11 protein-coding genes are annotated in these 14,662 nt (G+C 62.0%); 7 read left to right on the top strand and 4 right to left on the bottom strand.

Annotation, left to right across the window (positions count from 1 at the left end):
- Window positions 1-226: 226 nt before the first annotated feature.
- A complete protein-coding gene (locus tag OVY29_RS16900; protein WP_313911767.1) occupies window positions 227-1,147 on the bottom strand; it encodes a HEPN domain-containing protein in 921 nt (306 codons plus the stop codon).
- A gap of 326 nt (window positions 1,148-1,473) precedes the next feature.
- Between OVY29_RS16900 and OVY29_RS16895 the strand changes: the two genes are divergently transcribed.
- Complete coding sequence (locus OVY29_RS16895; protein WP_313911766.1) at window positions 1,474-4,266, top strand: DUF3857 domain-containing protein; 2,793 nt, start codon at window positions 1,474-1,476, stop codon at window positions 4,264-4,266.
- A gap of 93 nt (window positions 4,267-4,359) precedes the next feature.
- Complete coding sequence (locus tag OVY29_RS16890; protein WP_313911765.1) at window positions 4,360-4,731, top strand: energy transducer TonB; 372 nt, start codon at window positions 4,360-4,362, stop codon at window positions 4,729-4,731.
- Window positions 4,732-4,826: 95 nt separating this feature from the next.
- On the opposite strand, the gene OVY29_RS24735 is transcribed toward OVY29_RS16890, so the two are convergent.
- From OVY29_RS24735 to rtcR, 3 genes are all read right to left on the bottom strand, one after another.
- A complete protein-coding gene (locus OVY29_RS24735) occupies window positions 4,827-5,735 on the bottom strand; it encodes a dipeptidase (protein ID WP_409581489.1) in 909 nt (302 codons plus the stop codon).
- A 266-nt stretch (window positions 5,736-6,001) separates the two neighbouring features.
- Complete coding sequence (locus tag OVY29_RS16880; RefSeq protein WP_313911763.1) at window positions 6,002-6,802, bottom strand: type 1 glutamine amidotransferase domain-containing protein; 801 nt, start codon at window positions 6,800-6,802, stop codon at window positions 6,002-6,004.
- 229 nt (window positions 6,803-7,031) lie between these two features.
- On the bottom strand, window positions 7,032-8,621 hold the full coding sequence (gene rtcR, locus OVY29_RS16875; protein WP_313911762.1) for an RNA repair transcriptional activator RtcR: 1,590 nt from the start codon (window positions 8,619-8,621) through the stop codon (window positions 7,032-7,034).
- A gap of 263 nt (window positions 8,622-8,884) precedes the next feature.
- On the opposite strand from rtcR, the gene OVY29_RS16870 reads away from it, so the two are divergent.
- From OVY29_RS16870 to rtcA, 5 genes are all read left to right on the top strand, one after another.
- Window positions 8,885-10,432, top strand: a complete 1,548-nt coding sequence (locus OVY29_RS16870) for an RNA-binding protein (protein ID WP_313911761.1) — start codon at window positions 8,885-8,887, stop codon at window positions 10,430-10,432.
- A gap of 683 nt (window positions 10,433-11,115) precedes the next feature.
- Complete coding sequence (locus OVY29_RS16865) at window positions 11,116-12,342, top strand: RtcB family protein (protein WP_313911760.1); 1,227 nt, start codon at window positions 11,116-11,118, stop codon at window positions 12,340-12,342.
- A 27-nt stretch (window positions 12,343-12,369) separates the two neighbouring features.
- Window positions 12,370-12,840, top strand: a complete 471-nt coding sequence (locus OVY29_RS16860) for a hypothetical protein (protein WP_313911759.1) — start codon at window positions 12,370-12,372, stop codon at window positions 12,838-12,840.
- Window positions 12,841-12,850: 10 nt separating this feature from the next.
- Window positions 12,851-13,636 (top strand): nucleotidyltransferase domain-containing protein, encoded by a 786-nt coding sequence (locus OVY29_RS16855; RefSeq protein ID WP_313911758.1) that lies wholly within the window; start codon window positions 12,851-12,853, stop codon window positions 13,634-13,636.
- Complete coding sequence (gene rtcA, locus OVY29_RS16850; protein WP_313911757.1) at window positions 13,636-14,655, top strand: RNA 3'-terminal phosphate cyclase; 1,020 nt, start codon at window positions 13,636-13,638, stop codon at window positions 14,653-14,655. The genes OVY29_RS16855 and rtcA overlap by 1 nt, the downstream gene beginning before the upstream one ends.
- The last annotated feature ends 7 nt before the right edge of the window (window positions 14,656-14,662 follow it).

Here is a 14,662-nt window from a genome sequence, read left to right as displayed (position 1 = left end):
GGGGAGTGTTGGGTCGTCCAGTCCCCCGGACTGGACTTGGATTGCCGGGGGCAATCCAACCCTACACTCCGCGAAGCGGTGGTGGAGGGGTCTGGCCTTGCACCGACGCCTGACGGCGTCGACCCCTCCGTCAGCCCTGCGGGCTGCCACCTCCCCATTGCTGCGCAAAGGGGAGGATCTGGACGACAGCTCCCCACCCCAAACAGAACTTAGAGGGTGCGCATTGTTAGCTGCGGGTAGCCGCCTCGAGTTCGGCGATTTTGTCGGTGCAGACCTGATGCACGACGCGCCCCAATTCTTCGACACGCTCGCCAAGCCAGCTCAGCTCCTCCTCGCTGATTCGGAAATGTTTTGAATATCTCGCCTTCGTGTATGCCTCTTTCAGTTTCTGGAACATCGCGCGCTCAGCGCGATTGGTCTCAGGCCACACGCCATGCAGGCGACGATCGAGCCCTTCGGCAAGCGACCGCAGAAAGGCGATATTGTGGTTGTATGGAGTGTAGAAGGTCAGCGTCAGCAGTAGGCACGAGTACAAACGCTCGGTTGCCTGATGCAGGTCAAAAGCCGCGTCCTTTGCATACCCCTTTTGAAGGTAGAACTGCGCGCCTTCATAGCGTTTCATTGCTGACGGGAAGCCGTCCTCGAAATACTCCCGAGCTGTCGCCAACGCCTGCATGGGCGATTTGGGCTTCGGCGTAGCCAATTCGCGATCATCGGCGTCGTAGAGCGCGATCCCATCCTTCGCGACCTCCATGAAAAAGACGCGGCCATGCGCGAGCCCGTCGTTCACCTCATGGAGCGAATGGACGATGAAATTGACCGGCGTCCGCAGCGTCTTTTCGATCGTGTAGGCGCGGATCAGCCGTTCCTCGGCCTTCGCCCAATAGACGGCGCGATCGGTCAGCTCCTTCTGGCTGACGATGACGAGGATGTCGTAGTCGGATTTATACTGGTTCGCCGACAGGGGGGCATCGACCCAGTCGCCCCGCGCGTGGCTGCCGAACAGGATGATTTTCAGGATGCGAGCGCCCTTGCGGCGCCCGGTCGCGTTTTCCGTCGCCTGACCGAACTCGTCGAACAATATCTCGACGATACGTTCAAGTTCGCGCTGCTTGACGGCAGGAAGATGATCGACGTCGGTACGCATGGAGCCAGGAATCTTCGGGCAATGCCCGTCACTTGGCAAGAACAGAATGCCGGGCGCTTTGCGCCGGGCGAAAAATTCTGGGGGAACGGCAGCGCCGTTCCTCCGATGATAGAAGTTGGTCATGAGCCAGCGATCGTCACCACAAAGCAGGCGAGACGGAGCACGGGCGCTTCAATCCAAGGGGCTGGAAATTGTGGGTATTTGTCGTCTCGGCAGTGAGCGACGGCGGTAAAAACCGGGGTTCTCAATAAATGCCATGTACTCGCTATCGCACATTGCTGCCCCGGCGACTTTTGACTAGAGCTCCTGCAGGGGGAGCGAACATCTTGCGATACGGGATTTATCTCGCCGCTACGGCGATGTCGTGTGCAGTGCCAGCGGTGGCGGCCGAGGCGCCGATCTATGCACCGCCAGGTGCTTGGGTTGTGCCGCACAAAACGCCTCTGGCGGAAAGTTCGGACGCGCGGCCATGGCTGCTCGCCGATCAGCAGGTACTGATCGAAGGCGACAAGCGATCGACCTTTACGGACAGTGCTTTTCGTATCCAGTCTGCCGAAATACTGCGCAACTGGAGTGACATGACGTTCGAGTGGCAGCCTGACAGGGATGATTTGATCATCCATAGCATCGCGATCATCCGCGACGGCAAGCCGATCGACCTCCTCGCGCAGGGCCTGAAACTGAACGTGCTGCAGCGCGAGAAGGATTTCGAGGAACGCGCCATTGACGGTCGATTGACGGCGACTGCGCCGATCGAGGATTTGCGCGTTGGCGATACGGTGCGCTTTTCGACGACGCTCGTCGAGCGCTCGACCGTACTCAAGGGCAATGGTGAAGCACTGCTCGACCTCGCTGCCGATCCCGCGCCCATCAGGTCAGGCTCGGTACGGATATTGTGGCCGAAGGATTTGCCGATCAAATGGAAATCGTTCGGCAAGGGCATCGCTCCGACGGAGAGTGACAAGGACGGCTATCATGTCCTCACCCAGTCCTATCCGCTGGTCAAACAAGACGAGATGCCCCAAGACGCACCGCTCCGCTTCCGCCGCACCCCGGGAATCGAACTTTCGACCTTCGCGTCCTGGACCGACCTGTCGCGGACCATTGCGCCGGTCTATGCCACCGCGGGCACGATCCGGGATGGCGGTGCGCTAGCGGCCGAGATCGACCGGATCGCCGCGGCGACCGCCGACCCTAAGGCGCGCGCGGACGCTGCCCTGCGAGTCGTGCAGAACGAAATCCGCTACCTCTATCGGGGTATGGAAAACGGCAATTACGTGCCGCAAACGCCGGAAGCGACCTGGTCGCTGCGCTATGGCGACTGCAAGGCCAAAACGCTGCTGCTGCTCGCCATGCTCGATCGGCTGGGCATCGAGGCGCGCCCGGCGCTCGTCCATTCGACGCTCGGGGACCTGTTACGCGACCGCATGCCGACGCTCGGCGCTTTTGATCATGTTATCGTCGAAGCCAGGATCGATGGGACCGATTATTGGCTCGACGGTACGACGGCCGGTACGCATATCGAAGATCTGGCCGATGTGCCGCCATTCGGCTTCGTTCTGCCGCTGACGCCTGAAGGGCACGATATCGCCGCGCTGCCGGCGCGGCGCCCCGCTCGCCCGCAGATGGCGATTGCGATCGAATATGACCAGTCGGCAGGCACCGCCTTTCCGCCGCTGTTCGACCTGACCTTCACGCTTCGTGGAGCGATGGCGGCGCCTCTCACGTCACTGAAGGCGCAGGCCAAGCCCGACCAGCTTCGCGACTTCGCGCAGAGCGCGCTTGGCAAGTTCGTCAATAATGGCGTGATCTATAGCCGCTCGATCGAGATCGATGAGAAAAACGGCCTGGCCACGATCCATGCCGAAGGCATTGGCAACCTGCCCTGGAATCGCAGCGAGGAAAGGCCTTACCTCGCGATCGAAGGGCTGGCGGACGATTTCAAGGTCGAGATCGACCGGGCCCGCGCCGCCTGGCGCGACATCCCTGTCGCGACAGGCAACCCATATTTGATGGAGTATCGGTTCGGGCTGACGCTGCCGAAGGGCGTGGCATTTGTGGCCGAGGGGCCCGCACAGACGGAGCGTGAGATCGCGGGCTTCGTCCTGAAACGCGATGCGCGGCTTAGCGGCAACCGGCTCGAAGACATAGAAAGCCTTTGGACGAAAGGGATCGAACTGCCCGCCAGCGCGCTTCCTACCGCACGCGCCGAAGCGGCAGCGATAAAAAAGAGCGAATTCCGAATGCGCGCCCCCGCAGGCTATCCCACTCGCGTCGAGGAAATCGCTGATGCACGTAAGACCAAACGTCTCGTCCCGATCCTTGCAGCCTATCAAAAGGCGATCGACGACGATCCCGACGAGGCGAATAATTACTTGAACCGTGCGGCCTTCAACAGCGGCATCTTTGATTACAAGGCGGCGATGGCCGATTATGACGCGGCGATAGCGCGCGAGCCAACGACCGCCAGCTATCTGTATCGCGCGTGGCTTAAAGCCATGCTGGGCGATTATGAAGCCGCGCTTGCGGATGTCGGGGAAGCACTGGCACTCGACCCTGGCTCGGAGGGCGCGCAGTGGCAGAAAGCTGGCTTGCTCGTCGAACTGGGCCGCACCGACGACGCGCTCACCGTGATCGACGAGCAGATGGCAAGCGCCAAAGACAAGCGCGACTGGTTGGGCCTGAAGGCCGAGACGCTCGGCAAAGCGGATCGTGCAGAGGAAGGCGCGGCGATACTTGCCGAAGCGCTCGCCGAGCAGCCCGGCGATTCTAGCCTGCTCAACGCCTTGTGCTGGCTGCGCGGGACGCGAAATATTCAACTCGACGTTGCGCTCAAGGATTGCACCCGCGCGGTCGAGCTTAGCCAAAATTCGGCCGCGGTGCTTGACAGCAGGGCAGTGATCTACTTCAGGCTCGGCCGTCTTGATGAGGCGCGCTCCGATCTGGATGCGGCGCTGAAACTGAGTCCGGGCGAGCCCGGCTCGCTTTTCATGCGCGGGATCATCCGCGGTCGCGGCGATGACAAGCTGGGGGCGACCGCTGACCTTTCGCTCGCCCGTCTTCAGAACGGCCAGATCGACAAGACTTATGCAGGCTACGGCATCGAGCCTCAGCATTGACCGCCTTTCAATCTCTGTGAAGCTTGGCCGATTCCGATGCTCCGGTGACTTCCGGAGGTGCGGCGCTGGCCCAAGCAATTTTAGGAGTTGCCAATGCTAGTCGCCATGATGGTCCTCGCTCTTTCTGCCGTAAATCCGGCATCGGAATCCAGCGCGGAAAAAAGTAGGGCGCGACCGGGCACATTCAAAACTCACCCAGCTACTTGGGCAACGTCGCTCGATTATCCTCCACTCGCCAAAAAAGAGAGGCGCGAAGGAACGACCGAATTTCTCGTCCGCTACGGGAAAAACGGCAAGCCAACCGGTTGTGAAATCGTTTCGTCCAGCGGTCACGCCGATCTCGATGAGCAGACATGTCGGCTGGTCAAAGCCCGCGCCCGCTTTCGACCGGGAAAGAATCATGAGGGAGAAACTGTCGGCGGCACCTATCAAAACAGGGTGAACTGGTACCTTGGCAAGCGTTAGGCCGGATGAAAGTCGAAGGCCTTAACCGCTGGGACTGGCCGGCTGATGACTGGCCGGTTTCGGAACGAAACCAAGGCAAGCGGACATTTTCCCCATCAATCGCGCCACACTTCGCCCAGCAAACGTGCGAAATTACGTCCAAGGATTTTGTCGATGCGGTTGGAGGTCCAGCCACGCCGTCTGAGATCGGCCGCGATCCTCTCGAAACGGTCGGCTCCATTATAGCCTTCGACGTAGAGCAGGACATCCGGCTGCTCTCCCGGCGCCGCAATGCCTCGTGCCACCCGCGCCTCGTGATTCTCGCGATGTTGTCGCCGCGACGTGTCGTCGATCTCATAGCCGAGCAAAGGATTATCTGTCCCTATGGCGACATGGTCCTCGCCGCAGATATTCACGGCGTGATCAAGGTGACGATAGAAGTCGTCGGGCCCTGGCTGCCCGCGATGTCGCAGGAATGGCATCAGAAACACGCCAAAGACGCCGCCCTTATCCGCGAGGGCGCGCATCTCGATATCCCATGTGTTGCGGGGCCAATCGACAAGGTCGCGGCAGGCGCTGTGCGTGATCGCCATCGGCTGCCGACTCGCTTCAATCGCTTCCGCGATCGTGCGCGGCCCGCCGTGGCTGAGATCGAGCAACACGCGCGCTTCCTCCATCGCGCCGATTACATCGCGTCCAAATTCCGTCAGGCCCGCGTCCGCGACCTCGAGGCAGCCGTCTCCCGCAAGATTGCGCCGGTTATATGTGAGTTGCATGACGCGAATACCCCGCGCCGCAAACTTGGCGACATTCCCGGCATCCCCTTCGAGGGGCGATGTATCCTGGAAATTATAGATCAGACCGAGGCGGCCTCCGCGACGCGCAGCCTTGATGTCGGCTGCGCCTTCGATTTTGCTCAGGAGCGAGGGATAAGCCGCAACGAGGCGATCGATACGCGCCAGATCATCGAGCGCAAGGCGAAGGCGATCAGGACCGTTTCCGACAGTCCCGATGGTGATGCTCATGGCATCGAGATGACGCTCCCCTAGCGCGGCAGCGAGACGCTCGCCCAGAACATATTGGTCCGAAACGCCGGGCTCAAAACCGTCGATCACACCCTGGGCATCGACCCAGACACTGTGCCGCTCCTGCCTCCTCTCCGAAACTGCCGCCTTCGCAAATGTCCTCGGCAGCGCCAGCAGAGTTCCAAGTGTGCCGGCACCCCCAAGGAATAGCCGACGATCGATCTCGAGTCGGGGTTCCTTAGCGTTCAAGAAACCGCCCGCCGCTTTCAGCGCCCGGAACCATGCGGGATCGGCGCCGCGCCGAGTTGGTCGATCATTGTCTTGGCGGCGATGGCGCAGGATGGCAAAAACATCGTCGTCACCAACCTCTGGTCGGTCACGACGTCATGCTTGTCGGCCAAGTCCGCTTTGGACTGGAACAAGGCTCCCCTTGCCCGCAAGCCATCTTCGACGCGAAAGGGAAGAACCGCACCGGCCTTCGAGCGCTTGCTGTTTTCCTCGCTGCTGTTCGGAAAGCCGGTGATGCGCTTGCCCGAGACCATGTAGGTCGCGTTCGAAAGCCTAACGTTCGAAAAGCTCCCCGGCCCATGACCGCAGGCGCCAAGCACGCCGCCCTGTTCGTAAATCTCGCGCATCAAGCCTAGAATTTCCGGATCGCTTGCGACGTCGAACAGCGGGCCGAATCCGCCCCCGATAAACGCCGCTGCATAGGCATCCGCATCCACCTGGTCCGGCCGCAGCGAACTATCGGCCTTCTCGCGGAACCGCTCGAACTTGATCGTGTATGCGATCATCCCAGGTGGATCGACATCGTCCACGTCCAGCGAAAAGGGAAGCTTCCCGCCCTGCGGAGACACAAAGTCCACTTCGAATCCGTGCATCACGAACATGTGATAGGGCGGCGCGACTTCCCAAAGATTGTTGCGCGCATCCGTCTTGTCCATATCTCCCGCATCGCGAACGTTCGACGCGATGATGAGGATTTTATTCGGCTTTTCCGCTGCGGCAACAGGCATCGTCAACGATGCGGCTGTCAGAGATAAGATAAGCTTGCGAAGTGTCGTCATGCCGCTGCGCCTGCTACTATTCACGAGACGGTCACCTATGCCGTATTGCCCACATAATACACAAGCGAATTAGCTTCTGTCGTCCGGACTGAAGTCGGCGGCCAAATCTGGGCCAATTCTGGCCGGAAGCGGTCAGGCCGCTTTGCGGGCGAAGCTTCGGATGGCGGACATTCCCCAGTTGCGTCGGTCGATATCTCGTTGACCATGCTTTCGGCGGCGTACCATGTCTCTACTTCCCGGTTATGCTGGCCCAGTCGAGCTCAAAACGTGCCAGATATTTGCGCAGCCGATCCGCGTCGTTTGTAGACCGGCGCTGCTCCCGCGAGGCTGCGAATAATTGCCGCCCCGCGGCAGACAGGCTGCTGCAGCTTTGGCAGACCCCGACGACATAAGCGAGTTGAACCCGGTCGAACGGATCGATTTGCGCGAGTTGATCCATCGATAACAGGCCTTCGAGTGCATCGCCCGCATTCTTCTCGCCCGACCAGAGCGAGCGAAGCCGCGTTGTCTCAAAGGCTACGGTATCGACGTCGATGCGCCCCGTGGGGCTGAGCGTTGCCATGCGCGTGATGCTGGCGGCGAGATCACGGAAATTGCCGCGCCAGCGGGAACCGGGATCTTCGGCGAAGCGCAGATAGCGATCGCGCGCTTCCTTGTTGAACGTCACCCGCGTCCCTTCGCGCTCGGCAAAGCGCTCGAGCTCATAGTCGAGGTTGGGGGCGATATCTTCGCGGCGCTCGGCAAGACCCGGAAGGCAGAACGTCCAGAGGTTGAGGCGGGCGAACAGGTCCTCGCGGAACCGGCCCGTCGCGACTTCGTCCACGAGGTCGCGATTGGTGCCGGCGATCAGCTGAAAATCGCTCGCGGTTTCTTTATCGGCGCCTACCGGGAGAAAGCGGCCGTCTTCGATCGCCCGCAGGATCATCGCTTGCTCGTCGAGACCGAGCTCGCCGATCTCGTCGAGAAAGAGGACACCTTTGTCTGCCGTCTTGAGCAAGCCTGGCCGATCCTGGACCGCGCCGGTGAAGGCGCCCTTGCGATGCCCGAACAGCGCCGACATTGCGCTGTCGCCCTTGAGGGTCGCGCAGTTGACCTCGACAAAGGCGCCGCCGATCTGATGACGCAGTTTCTTGAGCTCATAGATTTTGCGCGCAAGCTGACTCTTTCCCGCGCCGGTGGGTCCCATCAGGAGGATCGGGGCGCGGCTGCGCACCGCGACCTGCTCGATTTCGTCGATCATGCGGTTGAAGGCGGCGTTGCGCGTCTCGATCCCGTTTTTGAGGAAGCTCGCACTTTCCGCGCTCGCTTCGGCAAAGCGCGTCGCGATGCTGTCGTATCGCGACAGATCGAGATCGATAGCGCTCCAGGTGCCCACGGGCTGCGGCGCCCCCCGCTGCGGCTGGGTCTGGAGCAGCTTGCCGGGCAGGTAACGCGCTTCGGTCAACAGGAAGAGGCAGATCTGCGCGACGTGCGTCCCCGTCGTGATGTGGATCAGATAATCTTGATTGTCGGGATCGAATGGGAAACTTCGCGCGAAATCGAGCAGCTTTCCATAAACCTCTTCAAAATCCCACGGGTCATCGAAGTCGAGTAGATGTGGGGTCACTTCGGTTTCGGGCGACACGTCGCGGATGTCTTCAGCGACATAGTCGGCGAGGCGGCGGTGGTAGGTGCCGTGCAGCAGCACGAAGCGATCGACCCGCAGATCTTCCTGCATGCAGATGCTGACCGTCGGCCGCCATTTGTTCCAGCGCGAAGGTCCGAACTTGGCGGCATCGAGGGTTGAGCCGAGAAAGCCGATAACGGTGAGGGGTTTCATGATCTCAATTTATATAGAAATATAATCAGCGATACTATTATCTCGCACTTTCCAACATGCGACGATCGTGTGTATTCCGCAGGAAGATGAATTATCGTCTTATATCAGTAAGATGACTATCTGCCCGATCGATGACGCGCATTTGGCACACCTCCTGCAAAGCTATCTGCGTCGGGGATCACGTCACCCGGCAGCGCGGAACAGAGGGGCGGCCGGAATGGGCCGGCCGCCCCAAAAGGTTCTGATGATTTTGGAGTTGGACGATGGCCAACAAGTCGCTTTTCTCGAGCGCCCTCGCGCGCTTCCTGCCGCAGACCGACGCGGTGAACGACGCCGGCGGTGCTGCCTATGCCTATGGCGCCGAAGCGAAGCTCGCGCAGCTTGCCGCAACGGGCACGTTGTCGGACGGCTTTTATTCGGGCGCCGACGCGCAGCTCGCGGACATTCTGACGGCTGCGCAGGCGGCGCCTTCCGATTTCGTAGCCAAGGTTGCGGTCTATGCTCGCAAGTCGGGCGCGATGAAGGATATGCCGGCGTTGCTCGCCGCCTATCTGACCGTCGCCGACCCCGACCTTGCGGTGCGGGTCTTCGGCCGCGTGATCGACAATGGCCGCATGCTGCGCAACTTCGTGCAGATCATGCGCTCGGGCCAGGTCGGCCGCCGTTCGCTCGGTTCGCGTCCGAAGCGGCTGGTCCGCGAGTGGCTGGAGAAGGCCTCAATGCCGCAGCTGATGACCGCGGCAACGGGCAACGACCCCAGCCTCGCCGACATCGTCCGTATGGTCCACCCGGCGCCGGCTTCGGCCGAACGCCGCGCCTTCTATGGCTGGCTGATTGGCAAGCCTTATGATGTCGCGGCGCTGCCGGTGGAAATCGCAGCGTTCGAAGTCTGGAAGCGCGACCCCGCAGGGTCGTTGCCCCCGGTGCCGTTCGAATGGCTGACCGCCTTTCCGCTGACCGCCGGTCAGTGGGCAGAGCTTTCCGGCCGCATCGGCTGGCAGGCGCTGCGCATGAACCTGAACACGCTGGCGCGTAACGGCGCGTTCGACGTGAAGGGGGTGACCGAGAAGGTCGCGGCGCGACTGTCCGATGCCGATACGATCGCCCGGGTCCGCCCGGCGCCGTATCAGCTGATGGTCGCGATGGGTCAGGTCGGCGACGCGGTTCCGCTTGCGGTTCAGGCCGCGCTCGAAGAGGTGCTCGAACTGTCGCTCAGGGCGGTTCCGGTGCTGGCGGGCAAGGTCGTGGTCTGTCCGGACGTCTCGGGCTCGATGAGCTGGGCGGCGACCGGATACCGCAAGGGTGCGACCTCGGCGGTCCGCTGCATCGACATCGCGGCGCTCGTCGCGGCGGCGGTGCTGCGCACCAATCGGTCGGCGCGGGTGATGCCGTTCGATGTCGACGTCGTCGACATGGCGCTCGATCCCAAGGCGCGCGTCGCGGTTAACGCGGCACGGCTGGCGGCGATTGGCGGCGGCGGCACCAACGTCTCGGCTCCGCTCGCTCGGCTAAACCGCGAACGCGCGAAAGTCGATACGGTGGTGATCGTGTCCGACAATGAGAGCTGGATCGATCCGACCCGGCGCGGCGCCACGGCAACGATGAACGAGTGGAACAAGCTGAGGGCCCGGAACCCGGGCGCGAAGCTGATCTGCATCGACATCCAGCCCTATGGCTCCACGCAGGCGAAGGACCGGAAGGACATCATGAATGTCGGTGGCTTCACCGACGCGGTCTTCGAGGCAATGGCACGTTTCGCCGCCGGCGAAACGCGCGACTGGGTCGAGATCGTCAACGAAACGGAGGTATGAAAGAAAGCGTCACGGCGAATGCCGGAAGGACTACATCGACTGTTAATCGCCAGGTCGCGGGTTCGAATCCCGCCGGGTTCCTCAATGGACCCGTAGCTCAGTGGTAGAGCAGGAACGTCTTTCCAACCCCTCGTCGCCGTGATGCCTCGAGTTTTTGCAGAATTGCAGCGGATGCCGGTGGGACTACATCCCTCAACAAGGTCCGACGAGTAAAGCGCCCAGATGCTTGAAGGTTTCTGGGAGATGCGGGTTCGAATCCCGCCGCTGGAACGTAGCTTAAGGACCGCCGTCTCACCAACTCTCGCCGCTGCGAGACTGTCAAACGCCGGCGGATGCCGGGCGGGACTACATCCTGTCACGATGGCCCTTTGGGCAGTCTCGTCCTTTTCCTCGCCGCCGGCGCCCACTTCATGCTGGCAAATGCCGGTGGGACTACATCGGTCAGGCCGAAAGGCCCGCGGTTCGACTCCGCACCGGAGAAATCCGGATGTCTCGCCATAAACTCGTTGCCAGCCCCCCGAAACAGTCGGCGAATGCCGGCGGGACTACAGGGTTAGAGCGTCCGCTTCACCGCGGAAGGACGGCGGTTCAAATCCGCCCCCGGCGTGCCGGAGTAGCTCAGAAAAAATGTCTCGCCACGCCTCGTCGCCGGCACCATGAAGATGAACAGAAGGAGGTCAGCGATGACCGAGACGACTTACGAAGTGCTGAATGTCGAGGGCGGACGCCCGGTCAAGATGTGGACGCGCGGCGTGCCCGTGGAGGACATGGCGCGCGCGCAGCTGACCAAGGCGGCGCAAATGCCGTTCGTGTTCAAGCATGTCGCAGCGATGCCCGACGTCCATGTCGGCATCGGCGCCACGGTCGGATCGGTGATCCCGACCAAGGGCGCGGTAATCCCGGCCGCCGTCGGCGTCGACATTGGCTGCGGCATGATGGCGGCGCGCACGACGCTGATGGCGCATGATCTGCCCGACAATCTGGAGGGCATCCGCAGCGCGATCGAGGCGGCGGTTCCGCACGGCCGCTCGGTCGGGCGCTCGAAGCGTGACAGAGGCTCGTGGGGCGATCCGCCGGCGGCAATTGTAGACGCTTGGGCGACGCTCGCCGAACGGTTTGGGCATATCGTCGCCAAGCATCCGCGGCTGAAGAACACCAACAACCTCACCCATCTGGGGACGCTCGGGACGGGCAACCATTTCATTGAGCTGTGCCTCGACCAGGATGCGCGGGTGTGGGTGATGCTCCATTCGGGCTCGCGCGGCGTCGGTAATGCGATCGGCACCTACTTCATCGAACTGGCGAAGAAGGACATGCGCAAGTGGTTCATCAACCTGCCCGATGAGGATCTCGCCTATTTCCCGGAAGGGACCGACCATTTCGACGACTATGTCGAGGCGGTGGGCTGGGCGCAGGACTTCGCGGCGCTGAACCGGCGTATGATGATGGCGCACGTCATCGCCGCGCTGCGCCAGGAGATCGCCAAGCCCTTTGAAGCCGAGGCCGAAGCGGTGAACTGCCATCACAATTATGTGACGCGCGAGAACCACTTCGGCGAGAATGTGCTCGTCACCCGCAAGGGGGCGGTGCGCGCGGCGAAGGGCACTATGGGGATCATCCCGGGATCGATGGGCGCGAAATCGTTCATTGTGCGCGGCCTCGGAAACCCGGAGTCGTTCGACAGCTGCAGCCATGGCGCGGGCCGCGTCATGAGCCGCACTGCGGCGAAAAAGCTTGTCACCCTCGACGAGCATATCGCCGACACCGCGGGGGTCGAATGCCGCAAGGACGAAGGCGTCATCGATGAGACGCCCAAGGCCTACAAGCCGATCGAGGCGGTGATGGCGGCGCAGGCCGACCTCGTCGAGATCGTCCATACGTTAAAGCAGGTGGTTTGCGTGAAGGGGTAATCCTTCACGCCGCCATCGGGGGCTCTGATGCGCGATTGGGTGGCCGAGTGGCGACAGGACGGCGACATCTTCGTCTGGCGCTATCCGAAGCGAAACAAGCATGCGGGCGAGTGGCATCTCACCGGCGATCCGGCGGGGTGCCGCTCGATCCGCAACCTCATCGACCGGATGGCGGGCGGCGAAGCCTGCCATCGGACGATGCGGCTCGGACGTTTGACGCCGGAGATTTCGGCGGTTCCCAACTATGGCGAACCTAAGCCGGATGGCTTCGCCTCGATGCGCGTCGCCTTTCGACCCGATGCAGGCGAGATGGCGATGGAAGAGGATGGCGACCGGTTAATCCTGACCTTTGGCAACAAGCAGGTTCGCGATTTGCGCGCTGCCATTACCGATGTGGAGGTCGGGAACGGCGATTTCGGCATAAGGCCGTCCGACGATCACAGGATAAAGCCTTGGTATTTCTGGTGGATGCCCTGGTCGACCGGATTTTATAAGTAGTAGATGGACCATGACGAGTATCGAATGCGCCGTGCGGCACGAAATCGAAGCCCGCCTGTCCGCCATCGAGGCGGAGGATGGCGTGCGCCTATTGCTCACGATTGAATCGGGGTCCCGGGCGTGGGGCTTCCCGTCGCCCGACAGCGACTATGATGTGCGCTTCCTCTACGTGCGGCGGCGTCGCGACTATCTGGCGCTGAGCCAGGTACGCGATGTGATCGAGCGACCGATCGTCGACGAGATTGACCTCAACGGCTGGGATATCCGCAAGGCGCTGGGGCTAATGTTGCGCAACAATTCGGTTCTATCCGAATGGGTCGAATCGCCGATCCACTATCGCAACGCGCATCCGCTGATCGCACGGATGGCCGAACTCATCGATCGCCACTTCGATCCCAACGGCTTTGCGCTGCACTATGCGAAGCTTGGGCTGACCTCGGTCACACGCTGGCTACAGGATGAGAGCGAGGTTGCGGTGAAGCGCTATTTCTATGCGCTGCGCCCGGCGCTAGCGATCCGCGTGTTGCGGCGCGACCCGTCGCGCCGGCCGCCGATGCGGCTGCAGCGGTTGATGGCCAAAGCCGATCTGTCGTCGTCGGCCACCGAGGAGATCGAGCGCCTGGTGGCGATGAAGGCGGCCACGCGAGAGGCGGGACCGATCGCGCGCGTGCCCGAAATCGACGCTTTGATCGCCGACGAACTGGTGCGTGCCGGCGAAGTGCCCGCGCGTCCGCCGGGCGAGGCATTCGCAGCCGAGGCGAACGCGCTGTTTCTGGATTTGGTAGAAGAAGAATAATGATCACCATCGACGGCTCCGAAGGCGAAGGCGGAGGACAGGTGCTGCGCTACGCTTGCGCGCTGTCGCTTCTCACTGGCGAGCCCTTCACAATCGAGAATATTCGCGGGGGACGTGAAAAGCCGGGGCTGATGCGTCAGCATGTGACTGCAATCGAAGCCGCGTGCGTAATCGGCAACGCAGAATGCTCGGGGCTCGCGGTGAGCTCGACCAGCATCAGCTTTCGGCCTGGCGCCGTCACACCCGGCGACTATCATTTTGCCGTCGGCACGGCAGGCAGCACGGGCCTCGTGCTCCAGACGATCATGGTGCCGCTGATGCTCGCGAATGCGCCCTCGCATCTCGTGATCGAGGGCGGCACCCATGCCCTGGCGGCGCCTCCGTTCGATTTTATCGAGCGAACGCTTCTCCCTGTCATCAACCGCATGGGTCCGACCATTACGGCAAAGCTGGTTCGGTACGGCTTCTTCCCGCGTGGTGGTGGCCGCATCGAAATAGACATCGAGCCTGCACCGCTTCGTGCGATCACATGCGTCGAGCGCGGCGCCGCCGGACCGGCGCAAGTAACCGCGATTGTCGCTGGCATCCCATTCGACGTCGCAGATCGCGAGCTTAAGGCAGCACAGAAGGTGCTCGCAGAATGGCCCGAGGAAGCCTTCGTGGTGCGACAACTCCCCGCCGATCAGGGACCGGGGAATGCGCTCCTGATCGAGGCTGACTTTGAACATGTGACCGAGTTGATGTCGGGCTTCGGCAAGCTCGGCGTGCTGGCGGAGCGACTTGCGACGACGGCGGCGAAGCGCATGTCGGGCTATATCGCGTCGGGCGCCTTCGCTGGTCCTTATCTTCAGGACCAGCTCTTGCTGCCGATGGCTCTTGCTCGGGGCGGCGCGTTCACGACGGTCAAAATCAGTGAGCACACGCGAACGGCTGCCAGCCTAATCGAGCGCTTTCTTGGGGTGGGTTTCAGAGTGACCGAGCGCGAGGAGGGCGCTAACCTAGTCGAGGTCGCCCGTTAGAGCGACC

The sequence above is a fragment of the Sphingopyxis sp. SE2 genome, assembly GCF_032227185.1.
Taxonomy (GTDB): domain Bacteria; phylum Pseudomonadota; class Alphaproteobacteria; order Sphingomonadales; family Sphingomonadaceae; genus Sphingopyxis.
The sequence above is the reverse complement of the archived record's forward strand: the minus strand, read 5'-3'. Positions and strand labels throughout refer to the sequence as shown.

Excerpts from the sequence above, each read along its gene's own strand:
- OVY29_RS16900 (WP_313911767.1), bottom strand. The coding sequence starts at position 1,147 with ATGCGTACCGACGTCGATCATCTTCCTGCCGTCAAGCAGCGCGAACTT.
- OVY29_RS16890 (WP_313911765.1), top strand. The coding sequence starts at position 4,360 with ATGCTAGTCGCCATGATGGTCCTCGCTCTTTCTGCCGTAAATCCGGCA.
- OVY29_RS24735 (WP_409581489.1), bottom strand. The coding sequence starts at position 5,735 with ATGAGCATCACCATCGGGACTGTCGGAAACGGTCCTGATCGCCTTCGC.
- OVY29_RS16880 (WP_313911763.1), bottom strand. The coding sequence starts at position 6,802 with ATGACGACACTTCGCAAGCTTATCTTATCTCTGACAGCCGCATCGTTG.
- rtcR (WP_313911762.1), bottom strand. The coding sequence starts at position 8,621 with ATGAAACCCCTCACCGTTATCGGCTTTCTCGGCTCAACCCTCGATGCC.
- OVY29_RS16870 (WP_313911761.1), top strand. The coding sequence starts at position 8,885 with ATGGCCAACAAGTCGCTTTTCTCGAGCGCCCTCGCGCGCTTCCTGCCG.
- OVY29_RS16865 (WP_313911760.1), top strand. The coding sequence starts at position 11,116 with ATGACCGAGACGACTTACGAAGTGCTGAATGTCGAGGGCGGACGCCCG.
- OVY29_RS16860 (WP_313911759.1), top strand. The coding sequence starts at position 12,370 with ATGCGCGATTGGGTGGCCGAGTGGCGACAGGACGGCGACATCTTCGTC.
- OVY29_RS16855 (WP_313911758.1), top strand. The coding sequence starts at position 12,851 with ATGACGAGTATCGAATGCGCCGTGCGGCACGAAATCGAAGCCCGCCTG.
- rtcA (WP_313911757.1), top strand. The coding sequence starts at position 13,636 with ATGATCACCATCGACGGCTCCGAAGGCGAAGGCGGAGGACAGGTGCTG.